Raw genomic sequence first — 20,595 nt, 5'->3', positions numbered from 1 at the left:
GGTATGTAACCCTTTGTTGTACCTGCTTGTTAGCTAACGTATTGATATTAAAGTAGGCTATATAGAGATAACAAGCGGTTAACTTTTTTTGATGAATATTAAAAAATGTTGCGCACATTTTATTTACAAAAATTCTGGATATTGTATACAATCACTGTTATAAATTGATTATCAGATGGTCAGTGTGTTGACCAATTAGGATTAAAGGAGTCATGTGTGAGTAATGAGTATCCACGCAATCTGATCGGCTATGGTGCAGTACCCCCGCACCCACGTTGGCCAAATGACGCTCGCGTCGCTGTCTCTTTTGTTCTCAACTACGAAGAAGGTGGGGAACGTTGCATTCTTCATGGTGATAGCGAGTCGGAAGCATTTTTGTCTGAGATCCCAGCGGCACAGCCATTTCCGGGTCAGCGTCATATCAGCATGGAATCGATTTATGAGTACGGCAGCCGTGCTGGCGTATGGCGCATCCTGCGCTTGTTTAAAGAATACGATGTGCCGCTGACTGTGTTCGGTGTTGCCATGGCACTGGAGCGCCACCCGGATGTGGCGAAAGCGTTTGTCGAAGCCGGCCACGAGATCTGCAGTCATGGCTATCGCTGGATTGATTATCAGAACATTGATGAGTCTGAAGAACGCGATCACATGATGAAAGCAATTGAGATTATCAAAAATCTGACTGGCGAGCGCCCTTACGGCTGGTACACAGGCCGCACAGGTCCGAATACCCGTCGCATTGTCGCGGAAGAGGGCGGTTTTATGTACGACTCTGATGCCTACGATGACGATCTGCCTTACTGGCACGAAGAGGGCCCGAAACCGCAGCTGGTGATCCCGTACACTCTGGATACCAATGACATGCGTTTTGCCACAGTGCAGGGTTTTAATGCAGGTGATCAATTCTTCAATTATTTAAAAGACACCTTTGACACCCTGTATGAAGAAGGGGCCACAGCACCCAAGATGATGTCAGTGGGTTTGCACTGCCGCCTGATCGGTCGTCCCGGACGTATCGCTGCACTGCGCCGTTTCCTGGATTATGTGAGCCAGCATGAGAAGGTCTGGTTGTGCCGCCGAATTGATATTGCCAAGCACTGGCACGAACATCACCCGCACCCAAGTATGAAGGAGTATTAATGATGGCACGTTTTACGTCTTGCCAACCGAGCCAAATGAGCAGGGAAGAGTTTGTCTCTCAATTTGCAGATGTGTATGAGCACAGCCCCTGGGTGGCGGAAAAAGTTTACGACAATGGTCTGAGTGATGCTGATGATGACATCAGCACCCTGCATGCGCGTATGGCAGATACTTTGCTTTCAGCCAGCAAAGAAGAACAGTTAGCCCTGATTAATGCGCACCCGGATTTAGCCGGAAAAGCTGCTGTGAACGGTGAGCTGACCGAAGCGTCCACCGCCGAGCAGGCTGGTGCAGGGATTAGCCAGTGTTCACCAGAAGAATTCGAGAAGTTCAATCGTTATAACGATAGCTACAAAGCACGTTTTCAGTTTCCCTTTATCATGGCGGTGAAAGGGGCCAATCGTTATCAAATCCTTGAATCGTTCGAGGCGCGATTAGGCAATGAAATTGAGGCTGAGTTCGATAAGGCGTTGGAAGAGATCAATAAGATCGCTTTGTTCCGCCTGCAGACAATGTAATCAGGACAGGAATAGTCACCATGAGTACACCAGTGAGACAACTGACGATTGAGCCACTTACCCGCGAAGCATTTGCCCCTTTTGGTGATGTTATTGATAAAGAAGTAAGTGACTACTTTATGATCAATAACGGGTCAACCCGACGTTACCATGCCATGGCGAATGTGGATGTGCAGGAAGAGGGTGGTTCAGCCATCATCAGTATCTTTGAAGCCCAGCCTTTGAGTTATCCTTTACAGATAGCCATGATGGAGAGGCATCCTCTGGGATCTCAGGCCTTTATTCCTTTACTTGGAAATCCGTACCTGATCCTGGTGGCCCCGACAGGGGATACACCGGACCCCGCTCAGCTTAAGGCGTTTTACAGTAACGGACGTCAGGGCGTGAATTATGGCAAAGGGGTCTGGCACCACCCGGTTCTGGCTCTGCGCAAGGATGATCAATTTCTGGTTGTCGATCGTGCCGGGCCTGGCAACAACTGCGATGAAGTGTACTTTTCTGACGATGTTCGTATCGAATTATCACTGAGCAGTTTGGAGCAGGAAGCATTAACCGTCGCACTTTGATAAGCCCAAGGCAATTAAAGTTCGCATAACATAACAGGAGTTCGTTATGGATCCACATATGACGGAATGGCTGAATCTGGCAATTCGCTGGGTTCACATGATTGTAGGTATCGCCTGGATTGGTGCCTCATTTTACTTTGTCTGGTTGGAAAACAACCTGAACCGTGTCAATCCGAAAACTGGCTTGTCTGGTGATCTCTGGGCCATTCACGGCGGTGGTATTTACCACCTGGAAAAATACAAACTGGCACCGCCAACCATGCCTGAAAACCTGCACTGGTTTAAGTGGGAAGCTTATTTCACTTGGATCACAGGTGTACTGCTGCTGGGTGTGGTGTATTACCTCAATGCGGATATTTATCTGGTCGCGCCGGGTTCCGGTCTGAGTGCCACAGCTTCAGTTGCACTGGGTGTGGGCTCTCTGGCAGCTGGCTGGATTATTTACAGCCTGCTGTGTGATTCAGCACTGGGCAAGAAGCCGATGCTGCTGGGTATTATCCTGTTCTTCGGTTTAGTGGCTGCAGCCTATGGCCTGAGCCAGGTGTTCAGCGGGCGTGGTGCTTACATCCATGTCGGTGCAATCATAGGTACTATCATGGTCGGTAACGTATTCTTCGTTATCATGCCGGCTCAGCGTGGCCTGGTAAAAGCCATTGAAGAGAATCGCGAACCGGATCCAGTACTGCCGGCAAAAGGTCTGCTGCGTTCACGTCATAACAACTACCTGACGTTGCCAGTGCTGTTCATCATGATCAGTAACCACTTCCCGAGCACCTATGGCTCAGAATATAACTGGCTGATCCTGGCAGGCCTGGCGGTCTTCAGTATCCTGGTACGCCACTACTTCAACACCCGTCATGGCAGCCAGAAGTTTGCCTGGACAGTACCGGTAGCCGCACTGGGCATGATCGCGCTGGCATTTGTGACCTCGCCTTACGCAAGCCGGATGGGTGAGACCTCTGTCCCTGCGGCGTCTGCACCTGCTGTAAAAGCAGAGTCAACGACAGCTCAGGCGGAAACCGGCTCAGCAGCAGCGGCTCAGCCTGCCAGCAGCGGAGTGAGTTTTGCTCAGGTGAATGAAGTCATTCAGGAGCGTTGTTCAGTGTGTCATTCAGCGCAACCGACTCATGCTGCGTTTTCCACAGCACCAGCGGGTGTGATACTGGATACACCGGAAGAAATTAAAGTGAATGCACCCCGCATCGTTGCGCAGTCGGTACAAACGAAAGTGATGCCGCTGGGTAACCTGACTCAGATGACTGATGATGAGCGTAAGCTGATCGGTACCTGGGTTAAGCAGGGCGCGCATCTTTAATCCCCTCGGGGGCGAAAGCCCCCACTTTATAGTCCGTTAGCCCAGACATACCCGGTGTTACAGTTTGGCAACAAGCAGGCGAAGTCCAAAAACTAGATGGCAATCTGATAGGGCAAGCGTGTTTTGTGGCTCAGTCTGAAACCTGGGTAAGAAGGGCAGATAATCTCCTTTACATATCAATCCATAATATGTGACCAGCCCCATACGTTTTGTATCGGGGCTTTTTTTTGTATCAGAAGAGACCATGACTTAGCCATTATTCAGACGATCGAGATTGAAAAAAAGTAAATAGCAGCAGGCCATATTCTGATAACAGGATCACTTTTTCAGCTAGTTTTCTATGTGATGTGCGTTTGTGGCATCTATGGTTCGAACGGAAGAGCTATAGAAAGGAGTTGCTCATGGATTTCATTGAACGGTTACAGACACTGGCGAAGAAAGTTGAACAATTTTCAGAAACACTGGCAACTGAAGAGGCGACAAAAAATGCACTTGTGATGCCTTTTTTGCATTCGGTGTTAGGGTACGATGTGTTTAATCCTCAGGAAGTCATTCCCGAATTTACGGCAGATACAGCAACAAAAAAAGGCGAGAAAGTCGATTATGCACTGATGAAAGAAGGTGAAGTTCAAATTCTTATTGAGTGTAAAAAATTCGGCGAAACATTATCGACTAAACATGCTGGCCAACTTTTTCGTTATTTTTCAGTCACCAATGCCAGAATTGCCATTTTGACGAATGGTGCTAAATATCAGTTCTTTACCGATCTTGATGCACCGAACAAAATGGATGAAAAACCTTTCCTCACCTTAGATTTAGAGAACCTGGATGAGCATATTGTCCCTGAAGTCAAGAAGCTGACTAAATCATCTTTTGATGTGGATTCTGTGGTTGATGCGGCGGGAGAATTAAAGTACCTCAGCCAGATTAAAAAAGTGCTCGGTGAGCAGTTTTCCTTACCGGAAGAAGATTTTGTTAAATTTTTCACCTCGAAAGTCTACGATGGGGTACAAACGTCTAAAGTCAAAGCACAGTTTCTGGAATTAACACAAAAAGCATTAAAACAGTTCCTCAACGACAGTATTAACGCCCGTTTACAGTCAGCAATTGGCTCAGACTCAAAAGTATCTCAAGTAGAGACTTCATCTTATGAAGATGAAGACGAATTTGAGAGTGAGGGTACACCAAAGATCATTACAACAGATGAAGAAATTGAAGGGTTTAATGTTGTCAAAGCAATATTGAGACAAAAATTAGATGTCGCCCGTATTCATTCACGTGATACCCAAAGTTATTTCGGTGTGTTATTGGATGACAATAATAGAAAACCACTCTGCCGGCTGCATTTTAATGCCAAACAAAAGTATCTGGGCGTGTTAGACGAGGACAGAAAAGAAACACGTTATCCCATTAACAGGGTTGATGACATTTTTAATCATACTGACGTGTTGCTATCCGTCGCTGACAGATATGTCCAGATCGAGCCTTCAGCGTCTTAACGCTGGAAGTGTTGTTATTTGCCAGCAGTGTTTACCAAAAATGTGGATGCCCCACACTTGTTCGACGTGGGGCAGAATTTTCATTCCGGCCTGGTCAGTAAAATCAGTAATTCATGGTTATCTGCCAGCAGATCAGTGATCGTGCACTGGTCTAACTCTGCCAGAAAGGCGTCTTTGGCTTTCGCCAGATAGGATTTCAGACGGCAGGCTGGTGTGATGTGGCAGAATTCAGGTGCGCAATTCACCACTTGCAGCGGTTCCAGATCCCGAACCACCTGACCCACAATGATGTCACTCGCTGGCATCGCCAGGCATATCCCGCCATTTTTTCCGCGAACGGTTTTTACATAGCCCAGCTGACCCAGTTTATTGATGATTTTCACCATATGGTTTCTGGACACAGCGAACGTGTCACTGACGTGGCTGATACTGGTGAGTTCCCCGTCTGGCAAGGCTCCCAGCAGGATCAAAGCTCTTAATCCGTAGTCAGTAAAGTTGGTCAGTTGCACATTTTTTCCTCTTTCAACACTAGTGGCAAGTGTAATTCCTTTATTGACTGAAAGATATATTTAAGATACAACTTTAAAACATGCATTATAAATACATCTTTAAAGGAAGCTGCTATGCTGAGTCAGAACACCATTGATATCGTTAAATCCACAGCACCGCTTTTAGCCGAAACCGGCCCCAAACTCACCGCACATTTTTATGATCGTATGTTCCGTCATCACCCTGAGCTGAAAGATATTTTTAACCTGACGCATCAGGACAGCGGCCGTCAGCGTGAAGCCTTGTTTAACGCGGTGTACGGTTATGCTGCGAATATCGATAATCTGGAAGTGCTGTTGCCCGTGGTGGAGAAAATTGCTCAGAAACATGCCAGCTTCAACATCACGGCTGAGCAGTACGCGATTGTGGGTGAGCACTTGCTTGGCACCATTGATGAATTGTTCGCACCGGGCCAGGCGGTGCTGGATGCGTGGGCTGAAGCATACGGTTTGTTGTCTACTGTGTTTATTGACCGAGAAGAGGCGATTTACCAGGAAAATGAGGCAAAAACCGGTGGCTGGCGCGGCACCCGGGAATTTGAACTGGTGGCAAAAACACCAGAAAGCGATGTGATTACCAGTTTTGTGTTTATGCCGACAGATGACCAGCCTGTCGCAAGGTATCAACCGGGGCAGTACATTGGTATTTATCTGAAGCCTGATTGTTTTGACAATCAGGAGATACGCCAGTACAGCCTTTCCGGTGCCCCTAATGGCGAGACTTACCGAATTTCGGTCAAACGTGAAGAGCTGGGGACTGTGTCAGCCTATCTGCATCAGCACCTGAAGGTGGGCGATAAAGTCCAGCTGGCAGCACCATCCGGTGACTTTTTCTTCCGTTCTGACGCCACTCAGCCTGTCGCTTTGATTTCGGCAGGTGTTGGTCTGACACCTATGCTGGCGATGCTGGAAAGCATCAAAGACAGCCACCAGGCCCCGGTTCACTGGTTACATGCCGCCGAAAACCACCGTCAGCATGCGTTTGGCAGCCAGGTAACAGAGATTACAAATACAGCACAGGGTGTCAGCAGCCATGTCTGGTATCGCGAGCCTCAGGGAGTCAACGCGGACTTTGAAGGCTTTCTGGATCTGAGCAAGCTGGATACGACGATTGACTGGCAAAACACCACTTTCTATTTCTGCGGCCCGGTGGGTTTCATGCAGCATGTGGCTAAGCAGCTGAAAGAGAAAGGCGTGAGCGAATCGCAGATGCACTATGAGTGCTTCGGACCGCATAAGGTGCTGTGAGTTAGATTCAGACAGAAGCAGGCAAGATAAAAAACGCCCGTCCGCGGCGGTGTTAGAGACGTGAATACCGGGACGGGCAAGGATAGACGCATTGTGGAGACGCGAGTTTTTAGCTCGCTTTTTTCTTAGTTACCATTTCTGGTTCGGTTGTGCCTTCGGCATCGTAGGCTTTTTCGCCATAGACGAAGGTTTTGCTGACGGTGCGGTCATCGCCCAGACTCATCAGCACAAAGAGTTGCTCTTCCAGCGTTTTTGCTTGCTGCATGCGGAAAGACATTAACGGTGTTGCGTGCAGATCCAGTACCACGAAATCCGCTTCTTTACCCGGTTTCAGGTTACCTATCTTGTCGTCCAGATACAGCGCTTTGGCGCCGCCCAGGGTCGACAGATACAGGGATTTCAGCGGATGCAGTTTCTGCTGCTGTAATTGCAGAATCTTATAGGCTTCGCTCATGGTCTGAAGCAGAGAGAAACTGGTGCCGGCACCAACATCGGTTCCCATACCGACACGAATACCGTGCTGCTCCATTTTCGGCAGGTTGAACAAGCCGGAGCCAAGGAACAGGTTAGAGGTCGGACAGAAAGCAATCGCTGAGCCAGTTTCAGACAGGCGTTTGCACTCACAGTCGGTCAGGTGCACACCGTGGGCAAAAACAGCCCGGTTTTTCAGCAGCTTGTAATGATCGTACACATCTAAATAGCTGTCGCGCTCAGGGAAGAGTTCCAACACCCACTCAATTTCTTTCTTGTTTTCAGAAAGATGAGTGTGCATGTACACATCCGGATACTCTTCCAGCAGTTTACCGACTGTGGCCAGTTGCTCGGGTGTGCTGGTTGGCGCGAAACGCGGCGTCACGGCATACAGCAGGCGGTCTTTGTTGTGCCATTTTTCGATCAGCGCTTTTGAGTCCTGATAACCGGATTCCGGGGTGTCTGTCAGGTAATCCGGCGCATTACGATCCATCAGGACTTTACCGGCAATCATGCGCAGTTTGCGTTTCTCGGCTTCTTCGAAAAACACATCGACGGATTCTTTATGCACTGTACCGAAAACCAGGGCGGTGGTTGTCCCGTTGCTGGCCAGCTCATCAAAGAAAATGTTGGCGACCTGGCGTGCATAAACCGGGTTTTTGAACTTCAGCTCTTCCGGGAAAGTGTAGTTTTCCAGCCAGTCCAGCAACTGCTCGCCGTAAGAGGCGATCATGCCGGTTTGCGGATAGTGAATATGGGTATCAATAAAACCGGCGGTGATCAGCTTGTGCTCATACTGTGTGACGGTCATTCCGGACGGGTGGCGAGCCAGTACCTCGTCGGCCGGGCCCACATCCAGAATGTGGCCGTTCTCAACCACCAGAACACCGTCTTCAAAAAATTCAAAGCTGTTATCAAGGCCGACTTCCTGGGGATCGGCAATGCTGTGTAAAATCGCTGAGCGATAAGCCGTGCGTTGTAATGTCATGTATTTATCCTTCGTTAATCGCTGTCAGGCGACTTGATTGTCGGGGCTGTCATTGGGCTCTGTGGCAGCAGAGTCCTCGCGTTTATCGGCCAGGGTTTCGCCCTGATAGTGGGCGATCAGCTCGCCCGCGACGGAAACCGCAATTTCTGCCGGATGCTTACCCTTGACGGCATCAATGCCAATCGGGCAGACCATACGTCGTATGGTTTCATCATCGTAGCCGCGTTGTGACAGTCGATAATCAAACTTCTTCCTCTTGGTCAGCGACCCTATCATGCCAAAATAGGCAGTATCATTTCTGTTGAGGATTTCCCTTGCCAGTTCAAAATCCAGCTGATGATTGTGCGTCATCACCAGATAGTAACTGTTGGCAGGCATATCGCGGATATCGCCAACCGGATCATCAGACACCAGTTTGGTCACACCGAGTGGCAGCTCGGCAGGGAATTCACTTTCCCGCTGATCGATCCAGGTCACGCGAAAAGGCAATGTACTGACAATATGAATTAATGCTTTGGCGACATGGCCTGCACCAAAAAGCACCAGATGGTGTTGTTGCTGGCCAATCGGCTCCAGGCTCAGGGTGGCCATGCCACCGCAGCATTGACCGAGTCTGGCACCTAAATTGAAGTGCTCAACTCGCGGGTGTCTGTCTCCGGTCAGCAGCATTTCCCGTGCCAGTTTGATCGCTTTGTGCTCAAGATGGCCGCCGCCAATGGTGGCGATGATCTCGTTTCGGGTCACCAGCATTTTGGTACCGGCATCGCGGGGCACTGAGCCCCGATCAGCCAGCACAGTGACCATGACACAAGGTTCACCACGTTGATCCAGTTCAGCCAGGGCATGAATCCAGTTGTCTTTAAACATCGCGCTTTCCTCATCAGGCGAGCCCGAAGGCCCGCCACATACTACTTTTGGCTGTTTTACTGGGCTTGTTCACTGGTTGCTGTCTCGGCCTCTTCTTTTTTCCTGCGACTCAGGAAAGGTTGAGACGAAGACGGCTGCACTTCGTTGATCGCCCAGAGTACGCGCTCTGGTGTTGCAGGGGTATCCAGTTTGACCAGCGCACCTGGCTCGGCAACCGAACGGATGGCATCTTTAATGGCACTCCAGACCGACATACCCAGCATGAACGGCGGTTCACCCACGGCTTTTGAGTTGAAGACAGTGTCTTCAGGGTTGCTTCGGTTTTCCCGCAACTGAGTGCAGAAATCAATCGGCATATCGGCAATCGCCGGGATCTTGTAGCTTGCCGGACCGCTGGTCATCAGGCGACCCTGATCGTTCCACACCAGCTCTTCTGTGGTCAGCCAGCCGACACCCTGAATAAAGCCACCTTCAACCTGGCCGATATCAATCGCCGGGTTCAGAGATGCCCCTACATCATGCAGTATGTCAGCACGCAGGATCTTGTATTCGCCGGTCAGGGTATCCAGTACCACTTCGGCACAGGCTGCACCGTAGGCGTAGTAGTAGAACGGGCGACCGCGGGCTTTCTCGTGATCGTAGTAAATCTTAGGTGTGCGGTAGAACCCTGTGCTCGACAGCGAAACCTGATTGAAGTAAGCCATCTGGATGATTTCTTCAAAGGTTTTCAGCTCTTCACGGATTTGCACCAGGCCGTTTTTAAAGATCACTTCTTCCGGGGTGACTTTAAAATGGCTGCAGGCAAAGTCGATCAGGCGCTGTTTGATGGTCAACGCTGCGTTCTGCGCCGCTTTACCGTTCAGGTCCGCACCAGATGATGCTGCCGTTGGCGAGGTATTCGGCACTTTGTCGGTATTGGTTGCCGTGATCTGAATCCGGTCGATATCCACCTGGAACACTTCAGCCACTACCTGAGCCACTTTGATATTCAGGCCCTGACCCATCTCGGTACCACCGTGGTTGAGATGAATACTGCCATCGGTGTAGATATGAATCAGTGCTCCGGCCTGGTTCAGGAAGGTGGCTGTGAACGAGATACCGAACTTCACCGGTGTCAGCGCCAGGCCTTTTTTCAGAATCGGGCTGGTTTTGTTGTACTCGGCAATGGCTTTACGGCGCGCTTTATACTCACTGCTGGCTTCCAGCTGCTCGGTGATGTCATGAATGAAGTTGTCTTCCACTTTTTGGTAGTAGTGGGTGACATTGCGATCTTCATGACCGTAATAGTTCACCTTGCGCACATCCAGCGGATCTTTGCCCAGATGCTGGGCGATTTCATCCATGATGTGTTCTATGGTCATCATGCCCTGCGGGCCACCGAAACCACGGTAGGCGGTATTTGACGCTGTATTGGTTTTACAGCGGTGACCTGTCACTGTGGCATCGCCCAGATAGTAGGCGTTGTCAGAGTGGAACATGGCACGGTCGACGATAGAATTCGACAGATCCGGTGAATAACCACAGTTACCAGATACCGTAATATCAATACCGTGGATCCGGCCGTCATCATCAAAACCGACTTTGTACTGGTTGTAGAACGGGTGACGTTTACCCGTCATGACCATGTCTTCCATACGGGGCAGGCGCATTTTGGTCGGGCGGCCGGTCAGGTGCGCAATCACAGCAGCCAGACACGCCGGGCTTGCCGCCTGCGTTTCTTTACCACCGAAACCGCCACCCATCCGGCGCATGTCGATCACCACTTTGTGCATAGGGACGCCTAGCACTTCAGCGACCAGTTTTTGCACTTCAGTCGGGTTCTGGGTGGAGGTGTACACTATCATGCCGCCGTCTTCGGTTGGCATCACAGAGCTGACCTGGGTTTCCAGATAGAAGTGTTCCTGACCGCCGATATGCAGATCGCCTTCCAGTACGTGCTTCGCGCTCGCCAGTGCGCCTTCGGAGTCACCGCGCTTGTGCTGGTGACTGCCTGAGACGAAGTGTTTCTTGGCCAGAGCCTCTTCAACATCCAATACGGCTTCCAGTGGTTCGTATTCGATGATGGCCGCCTGAGCGGCTTTGCGGGCTGTTTCCATATCATTGGCGGCAACCGCAATAACAGGCTGACCGTAGAATTCAACAATGCCGTCTGCCAGCAGGGGATCGCCCGGTAATACCGCACCTATGTCCAGTTGTCCCGGTACATCTTTGCTGGTGATGGCGATGGCGACGCCTTCAAAGGCGTAACACGGGCTGACATCCAGCTTGGTAATTTTGGCGTGCGCGTAGGTACTGGTACGAGCATACACGTGCAATTGGTTTGGAAATTCCAGCCGGTCATCAATGTAAACGGCTTCGCCAGTCACCTGTTTGGCAGCGCTGTCATGCTTTACGCTTTTACCCACGCCGGAAGTCAGATTCTGCGCGAATTTCGCCACCATTTCATCGTGACTCAATGTGTTATGGTGATGATTAGACATAAGCAGTTACCCTTGTTTCAATTTGGCCGTTGGACTGTTGTTCGAGATAGAAACGGTGCAGCATGTTTGCGGCCGTTAATGCACGATATTCCTTGCTGGCCCGGAAATCAGACAGCGGCTCGAAATCGTCAGACAGCGCAGCCATCGCGGTCTTGACCGTCTCCAGACTCCACTTCTGACCAACCAGTGCGGCTTCGCAGCTGGCGGCTCGTTTTGGCACTGCCGCCATACCACCGAAGGCAATACGGGCATCAGCCACTTTTCCGTCATCGCTCAACGCGATAGTGAATGCACCACAGACGGCGGAAATATCATCGTCCAGACGCTTAGACAGTTTGTACGCACGGAACTGGCTGCCAATCACAGGCTTAGGCACAATGATTTTCTCGATGAACTCGGAAGGCTGCTGAGCCGTGACTTTATAACTGATGAAGTAGTCTTCCAGCGGCATGGTGCGGCGCTCGTTACCACGACGCAGCACGATTTGCGCATTCAAGGCAATCAGCAGTGGCGGACTGTCACCGATTGGCGAGGCGTTCGCGACGTTACCGCCGATAGTGCCCTGATTACGCACCTGCAGAGAAGCAAAGCGGTGCAGCAGTTCTCCGAAATCCGGATAGTACTTTTTCAGTGTGGCATAACAGTCGGAAATCGGCAGGTTTGCGCCAATTTCAATGCTGCTTTCGGTCTCGGTCAGGATCTTCATATCGCTGACCAGGCCCACGTTGATCAGTTTATCGATCGGGCGGTGGAACTGAGTGACTTCCAAAGCCAGATCCGTACCACCGGCAACCATACGGGCATCCGGGTGCGTCAGCAGCAGATTGGCCAGTTCATCGCCAGAAGTCGGTGAGAAGCCGTACTGGCCTTCAAACTTCAGCGTTGCATTATTCAGATTGATTTTCGACAGCTTGGCAACCGTCTGGCGCTCCAGTTCCGCGAACTGGTCCATCAACTGCTCTTCCTGGCTCAGCGACAGGGCAGCATCAACGATAGGGCGGTAACCGGTACAACGGCATAAGTTACCCGCTAACGCTTCCATCACATCTTCTTTATCTGCCGCTGGCTTGTTTTTGCTCAGCGCAAACATCGACATAATAAAGCCAGGTGTACAGTAACCACACTGCGAGCCGTGGTATTCGACCATGGCTTGCTGAACTGGGTGGAGCTGCTTGTTGGCATTTTGCAGATCTTCAACTGTAATCAGCTGCTTGCCATGCAGAGAAGACACAAACGTCAGGCAAGAGTTGACTGAGCGGTATTGCAGCTTTCCGTCGACAAGTTCACCCAGCACTACGGTGCAGGCACCGCAGTCACCAGAGCCACAACCTTCCTTGGTGCCTGTTTTCTTTACATGGGTACGCAGGTAGTTCAGTACCGTCATATTCGGGGAAACATGCTCTTCTTCCCGAATGTCCTGGTTTAACAAAAAAGTAATCAAGTGACCTCCTCACAGGCTCATGATCTGACCTATAAGTCAATTCTGGATATACTTGACCCAGTAGTCAACTTTTGTGTTAACGCTGTGTGACAGACCAGCTTGAGTGAAAAAACACAGTTAACTCTTTCTAATCAATATGTTGCTTTATTTTTGTGCTGTTGGGCCATGTCATCTGTGTCAAATTTGTTTCTAAATGTTGTGATATAGGTAACAAGTCATGGTTTTGATATAACTGTCATCAATAAAACGGAATCTTCATCTGTAAATTTTAGTATTTATTGGTGGAATATGCTGAGTGACAGGCGTGGGTTTGTTTGTGCTTGGCGAGATTAACTTATTGATATTTATCAATATAGAATGATTTTCTGCTTGTTGATCTTTAATGTAGAGACTCTGTGATCTGACAAGCTTTTTTACGGTAGCATGCCGTATCCAACAAGCGGGCTGAACTAAACTGAAGTGAAGGCAGAGCTGCGGTGAGGGACTAGACAGTGCAGAGTACCGGCTTTGCCGGGTGGTGTGTTTGTTAACAGTTGCAGTGGTGCAGATGTTACTAGCCTGTGAAAAGAAAGACTTCGTCATCAAAGAGGCTGAAATAGATAAATCAGAGCATGAGTATAAATATGATGAATGAATATGGGAGTAGCATTTTTTTATTTTGTGGATTATAACAGCCCGGTAATACTGAATATTATTCTGCACTGCTTCTTAGATTACTGTCCCTGTATATTTTTGACTTAACAGGCTGAAACAGGATGTTTTCATCCGTTTATGTGGCTTTATACGATGAGTAATTCGTGTGCTTTTACACATAAACAGTCTGTGAGAACATTCCAAGTTCAGGCAAAATTGGGTACTATCAGCAAAAGTTATCCCGCCAATTCCGGCAGGGTGCAGAGCCAAATCATATTGGAGATACAGCTTGATCAATGTATTCCTTGTAGATGATCACGAACTGGTTCGCACAGGGATCCGACGTCTTCTGGAAGATGTCCGTGGTATTAAAGTGGTAGGGGAAGCCATCAGTGGTGAGGACGCCGTAAAGTGGTGTCGAAACGAGCATGCCGACATAATCCTGATGGATATGAATATGCCTGGCATTGGTGGGCTGGAAGCGACACGAAAGATCCTTCGCTTCAATCCGGATGTGAAGATTATCGTGCTGACTGTCCATACGGAAAACCCATTCCCGACTAAAGTGATGCAAGCCGGCGCTTGTGGCTACCTGACCAAAGGTGCCGGTGCCGATGAAATGGTCAACGCTATTCGCACTGTGAATAGTGGCCAGCGTTATATTTCGCCGGAAATTGCACAACAAATGGCGCTGAGCCAGTTTGCATCCAACTCAGAGAACCCGTTTAAGGATTTATCTGAGCGTGAATTACAAATCATGATGATGATTACCAAAGGTCAGAAAGTGACCGAGATTTCTGAGCAATTGAACTTAAGCCCTAAAACGGTGAACAGCTACCGTTATCGCTTGTTCAATAAACTGGATATCAATGGCGATGTTGAACTGACCCACCTCGCAATTCGTCATGGCATGTTAGACACAGAGACCTTGTAGTGTCAGAAACCTTCGATGCAAAAAGTTTCCTGAAATCAGTCACAAACCAGCCTGGTGTATACCGAATGTATGACCAGGCTGGTGACGTTATTTATGTCGGTAAAGCCAAAGATCTGAAAAAACGGCTGGCGAGTTACTTCCGTGTTCAGGTGTCGAGTGAAAAGACCCGGGCGCTGGTTCGCAACATCTGTAAAATCGATGTCACTGTTACGCACACCGAAACAGAAGCCCTGATCCTCGAGCATAACTACATCAAGCAGTACCTCCCCAAATACAATGTACTGCTGCGCGATGATAAGTCTTACCCCTATATTTTTCTGAGCGGCCAGCATCACCCGAAACTGGCGGTTCACCGGGGGGCGAAGAAACGCAAAGGCGAATACTTCGGCCCGTATCCGGATTCAGGCGCTGTCCGCCAAAGTCTGCACCTTCTTCAGAAAATCTTTCCTATCCGGCAATGTGAAGATTCGGTCTATGCCAATCGCAGTCGTCCCTGTCTGATGTATCAGATTGGTCGCTGCCTCGGCCCTTGTGTCAAGGGACTCGTCAGCGATGAAGAGTATGCAGAGCAGGTCAATTTTGTGCGTCTTTTCTTACAGGGCAAAGACCGCCAGGTGATCACTTCGCTGGTGGACAAAATGGAAGTGGCCAGTCAGCAACTCGCGTTTGAGAAGGCCGCCCGTTACCGGGATCAGATTCAGGCGTTGCGCCGAATCCAGGAGCAGCAATTTGTCAGCCAGGACAGCGACGATGATCTGGATGTCATAGGTGTCGCTCACGATAAAGGCATGGCGTGTATTCATGCTCTCTTTATCCGTCAGGGTAAGGTGCTGGGCAGCCGCAGTTATTTTCCGCGTATGCCAGCCGAGACGGATATGAACGAGGTGATCACCAGCTTCATCAGTCAGTTCTATTTCAATCAGGCGGAAGGGCGGACCATTCCTTCCGTCATTCTTGTCAGTGAGTCATTGGGCGATGAACAGGCGGCCCTGTCTGCCGCGCTGACAGAAGTCGCCGGCCGTAAAGTCGAACTGCGTTCACAGGCCCGGGGTTATCGTGCCCGCTACCTGAAACTGGCGCAAACCAATGCCCTGACAGCATTAACCAGCAAACTCAACCATAAAATGACGGTTCATCAGCGTGTGACAGAACTGCGTGAATTGCTGGGACTAGATTCACTTTCCCGTATGGAATGCTTTGACATCAGCCACACGATGGGCGAGAAAACGGTAGCGTCTTGTGTTGTGTTTAATCAGGAAGGGCCGGTCAAGGCTGAATATCGGCGGTTTAACATTACCGGTATCACGGGCGGCGATGATTATGCTGCGATGGGACAAGTGTTGAATCGCAGGTATAGTAAACAGATTGATCCTGATAAGATCCCCGATATTATCTTTATCGACGGGGGCAAAGGGCAACTTTCCCGCGCCCATGAAGTGGTGAGCCCCTTGTGCAGTGACTGGCCTAAAAGGCCGCTGCTGGTGGGGGTGGCGAAGGGCACGACCCGAAAACCCGGCCTGGAAACCTTGCTGCTGGTCACCGGGGAAGAATTTTCATTGCCTGGCGATTCACCGGCGCTGCACTTAATTCAGCACATTCGTGATGAAAGCCATGATCATGCTATCAGTGGTCACAGGGCACAGCGTGGCAAAGCCCGTAAACGAAGTACTCTGGAAGATGTTGAAGGTATCGGGCCGAAACGCAGACAGGCATTGTTGAAGTACATGGGGGGATTGCAGGAACTGAAACGCGCAAGCAGGGAAGAAATCGAAAAAGTGCCGGGCATAAGCCGATCTCTGGCCGAAAAAATATACGACGCATTGCAACACGGCTAGCTTTGCGGCACCCTTAAGGTCTGTTTACAGCGGAAAGGCTTTCGTTGGCAGGCACAATACGTTAAACATAAGAACGAACAATATGCGCTTAACAATTCCAAATATCCTGAGTTTCATCAGGCTGGTGCTCATTCCATTCTTCGTGATTACCTTCTACTTACCCTACGAATGGTCACCGTTTGCCACCGCTCTTATCTTCACCATAGCAGGTATCACAGATTGGTTTGACGGATACCTGGCCCGTAAGCTCAACCAGACCTCAAGATTCGGTGCTTTTATTGACCCGGTTGCCGATAAAGTCATGGTAGCAACGGCGCTGGTGCTGGTGACAGAACACTATCATTCGGTCTGGGTAACCATACCGGCGATTACCATGATAGGCAGAGAGATCATTATTTCAGCATTGCGCGAGTGGATGGCTGAACTGGGCAAGCGTTCCAGCATTTCTGTTTCCTGGGTAGGCAAGGTGAAAACGGCCGCGCAGATGTTTGCTCTGGTGATGCTGATGTGGCATCCCAATGAGCTGTTGGAGACAGTGGGTTTTGTTGCCCTCTACATTGCAACAATTTTGACTTACTGGTCAATGTACCTGTATCTGAAAGCTGCAAAGGGTGATTTACTCCATCCTGACAATATGTGACAGAACAATCACCTACCTATTTAGAGAAAGCGGCCCTGGCCGCTTTTCTTTTAATCTTGTAACCAGTGTGTTGAAACAAAGTAGATGAATTTTTTTATTCAATCGCAAATTCTGCTTGGCAATGAAAAGCGCAATATGTTATTTTTCGCGCAATCTCAGGGGGCAACATATCTGAGACACATCCGTCATCATGAACTCAGGCTGATTGCATGTTGACGATCCGTAGGTACTGCTAGCGATGGCGCTGTCAGTAGAAGGGCATTAATAGTGCAATCTTGCGTAATGAAGCAAGGGCATCATTGAGGGAACCCAACGTGAATACTTTAACGTCTCTAACCCAAATCAGCTTTGTCTTACCCAATTGCAGTATTATTACTGAGCCTTGATCGTCCGATCACCATGTCTTCAGCTGACTATCTATCAAACTACAGTGATGTTTATCGCTGGGGCTGTTAGTTGTGTGCTGAGTGCGCTTTACCGATAAGTTACTGACTTATCAATGTCTTTTATACTCAAAAGTACCACCTTTGGTGGGCTTCACTATTTTGGATTAAAAACCAATGAGTAATGTGTTTGATTTTGACGATGTCAAGCATGCGTCCAATGTTCCTGTAGTTCATGACCTGTATGACCTGACCCCAGATGAGCTGCTGCTCAGTCAGGAGCATTATGAGTCCGAAGTTCGCTCTTATCCGCGTCGTTTGCCGCTGGCGATTATGAAAGCGACAGGTGTATTGGTTGAAGACAGTCGTGGCCAGGTCTTTCTGGACTGCCTGGCAGGCGCAGGTACTCTGGCCCTGGGTTACAACCATCCTGAGATTAACCAAGCAATCATTGACCAGCTGAATGCGGGTATCCCGTATCAGACGCTGGACATGACGACACCAGTAAAAGATAAATTTATCCGTGAAGTGATGAACTTCCTGCCGGATGAGTTTGCTGCCAATGCCCGCATTCAATTCTGTGGTCCGTCTGGAGCAGACGCTGTAGAAGCGGCTATCAAGCTGGCCAAGCAAACCACTGGCCGTAACGTGATGATGGCTTTCCATGGCGCGTACCACGGTATGACCAACGGTACTATGGCCATGATGGGCAACCTGAACACCAAGGCACGCCGCCAGGGTCTGATGGCTGACGTCCACTTCATGCCGTTTCCTTACAGCCTGCGCTGCCCGTTTGGCATCGGCGGTGATGAAGGGGCGAAACAAACGCTGCGTTACCTCGAGCGTATGCTGAACGATGATGAGAGTGGCGTACAAAAGCCGGCTGCGATCATTGTTGAACCCGTACAGGGTGAGGGCGGTGTGATTCCTGCCCCGGCATTCTGGCTGCGTGAACTGCGCCGTATTACCAAAGAACACGGCATCCTTCTGATTTTTGATGAAATTCAGTGTGGTATCGGTAAAACCGGTTTCAATTTCGCGTTCGAAGAATCAGGCATTACCCCAGACATCCTGTGCTTGTCTAAAGCTGTGGGTGGCGGTTTGCCTATGTCTGTGCTGATTTTCGACAAGTCGGTTGATACCTGGCGTCCGGGTGAACACACAGGCACCTTCCGCGGCAATCAGCTGGCGATGGCAACCGGTGCGAAAGCACTGGAAATTATCCGTCGTGACAACCTGGTTGAGCATGCCCGCGTGGCGGGTCAGTACCTGCGTGAAGGCCTGGAGCGCATTGCGACTTACGTTGACTGCATCGGCGAAGTGCGTGGTAAAGGCCTGATGTTGGGTGTTGAGATCGTCAAAGGCGGCAAGAAAAACAAATTCGGTGAGCCGGAAGCGGATCCTCAACTGACAATGCAAATTCAGCGTGCAGCGCTGGAGCGCGGTTTGATCATCGAAAAAGGCGGTCGTCAGGGCTCTGTACTGCGCTTCCTGCCACCTTTGATCATCAGCCTGGAGCAAATTGATTTTGCGCTGGATGCACTGAGCAAAGCGATTATCGCTACTGCCGGTCCAGCGAAAGTGGTTGAAAAGTCAGCGGCCAGCGATGCCGACAAATGGCGCTCTTTCTTCATCCAAACCGGTGAAGGTGGCGCTGATCAGTTCGAAGCTGCGCTGAACCAGACAACCAAAGTACTGAAACAAGTATTTGAAAGTACCACTGCGCCATACTCAGGTATGGAGCCTCAGGTGCTGAAAAACCTGATCAACAATATTGAATTGAATGATCAGCAACTGCCGTTGGATGCCGTGATTGATCAGGCTGGCGAGCTGATTGCCAAAAACTCAATCATTGTTCAGCACCCTAACTGCATTGCGCACCTGCACACGCCACCTCTGGTGCCGGCTGTAGCGGCTGAAGCATTCATTGCTGCCCTGAATCAATCCATGGATTCATGGGATCAGTCAACGGCTGCCACCTTTGTTGAGCAGAAAGTGGTCGACTGGCTGTGCGGTGTCTATGGTTACGACAAGCAGGCGGATGGTGTATTCACCAGCGGTGGTACGCAGAGTAACCTGATGGGTCTGTTGCTGGCACGTGACCGGTTTGCAGATATCCAGTCGGGTCATAACATTCAGAAGCAAGGTCTGCCTGAGTATGCCGGCAAGATGCGCATTCTGTGCTCGAAGAAATCGCACTTCACTGTACAGAAGTCCGCTTCGCTGATGGGCCTGGGTGAGCACGCGGTTGAGACCGTGGATACGCATCCGGACGGCACCATCAAACTGGCATCGCTGGTTACCCGTATTGATGAACTCAAGCGTGATGGTTTGCTGCCGTTTGCGGTAGTGGGCACGGCGGGTACAACCGACCACGGTGCGATTGATGATCTGGATGGTCTGGCTGATATCGCCGCTCAGAACAAGATGTGGCTGCATGTAGACGGTGCTTACGGTGGTGCGCTGATTCTGAGCCGTCACAAAACGCGTCTGCATGGCATAGAGCGTGCGGATTCGATCAGCGTGGACTTCCACAAGCTGTTTTATCAACCAATCAGCTGTGGTGCGGTGATCATCAAAGACAAGAGTAACTTCAAGTATCTGCTGCACCATGCAGATTACCTGAACCGCGAAGACGATGTCGTGCCTAACCTGGTTGATAAGTCTATCGCGACGACCAAGCGTTTTGATGCACTGAAAGTACTGATGACAATGCAAGCTGTCGGCACACATTCACTGGGTGCCATGTATGACCACCTGCTGGGTCAGACACAACAGGTTGCAGACATGATTAACCAGTCAGAAGAGTTTGAACTGCTGGCTGATCCTGCGCTGTCGACAGTACTGTTCCGCCATGTCGGAAATACCGAGGCTGATCTCGACCAATTGAATAAAAAATTGCGTTTTGAGGCCCTGGTGAAAGGTGTTGCAGTATTGGGTGAAACCGTAGTTGATGGCAAAATTGCCCTCAAGCTTACGATTCTCAACCCATGTCTGACCATGGCAGATTTTGAGAACCTACTAAATGAAGTTAACCAGCTTGCTTGTTCACTGGTTGACTGAATGACGTGGCTTGCTCCAGTGGGGCT

14 protein-coding genes and 2 pseudogenes are annotated in these 20,595 nt (G+C 49.9%); 11 read left to right on the top strand and 5 right to left on the bottom strand.

Features of this window, described 5'->3' with window-relative positions; translation table 11 throughout:
• Window positions 1-216 precede the first annotated feature (216 nt).
• The 6 genes and pseudogenes from puuE (at window position 217) to P0Y67_RS15480 (ending at window position 5,038) form a co-directional block, all read left to right on the top strand.
• Entirely contained in the window at window positions 217-1,140 is a 924-nt protein-coding gene (gene puuE, locus P0Y67_RS15500; protein WP_027252452.1) for an allantoinase PuuE, read from the top strand.
• Between the two features lie 2 nt (window positions 1,141-1,142).
• The gene (uraD, locus tag P0Y67_RS15495; RefSeq protein ID WP_120511855.1) at window positions 1,143-1,658 is read left to right on the top strand and encodes a 2-oxo-4-hydroxy-4-carboxy-5-ureidoimidazoline decarboxylase; all 516 of its coding nucleotides are present in this window, start codon (window positions 1,143-1,145) and stop codon (window positions 1,656-1,658) included.
• 20 nt (window positions 1,659-1,678) lie between these two features.
• Window positions 1,679-2,224 (top strand): ureidoglycolate lyase, encoded by a 546-nt coding sequence (locus P0Y67_RS15490; protein WP_342392593.1) that lies wholly within the window; start codon window positions 1,679-1,681, stop codon window positions 2,222-2,224.
• Between the two features lie 46 nt (window positions 2,225-2,270).
• Window positions 2,271-3,168: pseudogene (locus tag P0Y67_RS15485) on the top strand (urate hydroxylase PuuD); the annotation flags it as partial.
• Between the two features lie 47 nt (window positions 3,169-3,215).
• Window positions 3,216-3,539 (top strand): annotated as a pseudogene (locus P0Y67_RS23035) (urate hydroxylase PuuD); the annotation flags it as partial.
• A 401-nt stretch (window positions 3,540-3,940) separates the two neighbouring features.
• Window positions 3,941-5,038, top strand: coding sequence for a type I restriction endonuclease (locus P0Y67_RS15480; RefSeq protein WP_342392591.1), 1,098 nt, complete (start codon window positions 3,941-3,943; stop codon window positions 5,036-5,038).
• Window positions 5,039-5,118: 80 nt separating this feature from the next.
• Here P0Y67_RS15480 and nsrR read toward each other — a convergent pair whose 3' ends face one another.
• A complete protein-coding gene (gene nsrR / locus P0Y67_RS15475; protein WP_342392590.1) occupies window positions 5,119-5,547 on the bottom strand; it encodes a nitric oxide-sensing transcriptional repressor NsrR in 429 nt (142 codons plus the stop codon).
• A gap of 114 nt (window positions 5,548-5,661) precedes the next feature.
• Between nsrR and hmpA the strand changes: the two genes are divergently transcribed.
• Window positions 5,662-6,834 carry an NO-inducible flavohemoprotein gene (gene hmpA / locus P0Y67_RS15470; RefSeq protein ID WP_342392589.1) on the top strand — a complete coding sequence of 391 codons (1,173 nt, stop codon included), beginning with the start codon at window positions 5,662-5,664 and terminating at the stop codon, window positions 6,832-6,834.
• A 109-nt stretch (window positions 6,835-6,943) separates the two neighbouring features.
• Here hmpA and guaD read toward each other — a convergent pair whose 3' ends face one another.
• The 4 genes from guaD to xdhA are packed head-to-tail and all read right to left on the bottom strand — an operon-like array spanning window position 6,944 to window position 13,081.
• Window positions 6,944-8,293, bottom strand: coding sequence for a guanine deaminase (gene guaD / locus P0Y67_RS15465; RefSeq protein ID WP_161445207.1), 1,350 nt, complete (start codon window positions 8,291-8,293; stop codon window positions 6,944-6,946).
• 24 nt (window positions 8,294-8,317) lie between these two features.
• Window positions 8,318-9,160, bottom strand: coding sequence for a xanthine dehydrogenase accessory protein XdhC (gene xdhC / locus P0Y67_RS15460; protein ID WP_192016473.1), 843 nt, complete (start codon window positions 9,158-9,160; stop codon window positions 8,318-8,320).
• A gap of 56 nt (window positions 9,161-9,216) precedes the next feature.
• The gene (gene xdhB / locus P0Y67_RS15455) at window positions 9,217-11,640 is read right to left on the bottom strand and encodes a xanthine dehydrogenase molybdopterin binding subunit (RefSeq protein WP_342392588.1); all 2,424 of its coding nucleotides are present in this window, start codon (window positions 11,638-11,640) and stop codon (window positions 9,217-9,219) included.
• A complete protein-coding gene (gene xdhA, locus P0Y67_RS15450; protein ID WP_342392587.1) occupies window positions 11,633-13,081 on the bottom strand; it encodes a xanthine dehydrogenase small subunit in 1,449 nt (482 codons plus the stop codon). The genes xdhB and xdhA overlap by 8 nt, the downstream gene beginning before the upstream one ends.
• A gap of 922 nt (window positions 13,082-14,003) precedes the next feature.
• Between xdhA and uvrY the strand changes: the two genes are divergently transcribed.
• From uvrY to P0Y67_RS15430, 4 genes are all read left to right on the top strand, one after another.
• Window positions 14,004-14,648 carry a UvrY/SirA/GacA family response regulator transcription factor gene (gene uvrY, locus P0Y67_RS15445; RefSeq protein WP_027252441.1) on the top strand — a complete coding sequence of 215 codons (645 nt, stop codon included), beginning with the start codon at window positions 14,004-14,006 and terminating at the stop codon, window positions 14,646-14,648.
• Complete coding sequence (uvrC, locus tag P0Y67_RS15440; RefSeq protein ID WP_342392586.1) at window positions 14,648-16,483, top strand: excinuclease ABC subunit UvrC; 1,836 nt, start codon at window positions 14,648-14,650, stop codon at window positions 16,481-16,483. The genes uvrY and uvrC overlap by 1 nt, the downstream gene beginning before the upstream one ends.
• A gap of 82 nt (window positions 16,484-16,565) precedes the next feature.
• Window positions 16,566-17,123 carry a CDP-diacylglycerol--glycerol-3-phosphate 3-phosphatidyltransferase gene (pgsA, locus tag P0Y67_RS15435; RefSeq protein ID WP_027252439.1) on the top strand — a complete coding sequence of 186 codons (558 nt, stop codon included), beginning with the start codon at window positions 16,566-16,568 and terminating at the stop codon, window positions 17,121-17,123.
• Window positions 17,124-17,683: 560 nt separating this feature from the next.
• Window positions 17,684-20,569: a pyridoxal phosphate-dependent class III aminotransferase gene (locus P0Y67_RS15430; RefSeq protein ID WP_342392585.1), complete on the top strand. Its 2,886-nt coding sequence runs from the start codon at window positions 17,684-17,686 to the stop codon at window positions 20,567-20,569.
• The last annotated feature ends 26 nt before the right edge of the window (window positions 20,570-20,595 follow it).

The organism is Photobacterium sp. SP02 (assembly GCF_038519165.1).
GTDB classification, from domain to species: Bacteria; Pseudomonadota; Gammaproteobacteria; order Enterobacterales; family Vibrionaceae; genus Photobacterium; species Photobacterium halotolerans.
This window is presented reverse-complemented; position numbering and strand designations above follow the sequence as displayed.

What these genes read in the sequence shown, in the direction of transcription:
- hmpA (WP_342392589.1), top strand. Translation starts at nt 5,662, where the DNA reads ATGCTGAGTCAGAACACCATTGATATCGTTAAATCCACAGCACCGCTT.
- P0Y67_RS15430 (WP_342392585.1), top strand. Translation starts at nt 17,684, where the DNA reads ATGAGTAATGTGTTTGATTTTGACGATGTCAAGCATGCGTCCAATGTT.
- P0Y67_RS15490 (WP_342392593.1), top strand. Translation starts at nt 1,679, where the DNA reads ATGAGTACACCAGTGAGACAACTGACGATTGAGCCACTTACCCGCGAA.
- guaD (WP_161445207.1), bottom strand. Translation starts at nt 8,293, where the DNA reads ATGACATTACAACGCACGGCTTATCGCTCAGCGATTTTACACAGCATT.
- xdhB (WP_342392588.1), bottom strand. Translation starts at nt 11,640, where the DNA reads ATGTCTAATCATCACCATAACACATTGAGTCACGATGAAATGGTGGCG.
- xdhC (WP_192016473.1), bottom strand. Translation starts at nt 9,160, where the DNA reads ATGTTTAAAGACAACTGGATTCATGCCCTGGCTGAACTGGATCAACGT.
- pgsA (WP_027252439.1), top strand. Translation starts at nt 16,566, where the DNA reads ATGCGCTTAACAATTCCAAATATCCTGAGTTTCATCAGGCTGGTGCTC.
- P0Y67_RS15480 (WP_342392591.1), top strand. Translation starts at nt 3,941, where the DNA reads ATGGATTTCATTGAACGGTTACAGACACTGGCGAAGAAAGTTGAACAA.
- uraD (WP_120511855.1), top strand. Translation starts at nt 1,143, where the DNA reads ATGGCACGTTTTACGTCTTGCCAACCGAGCCAAATGAGCAGGGAAGAG.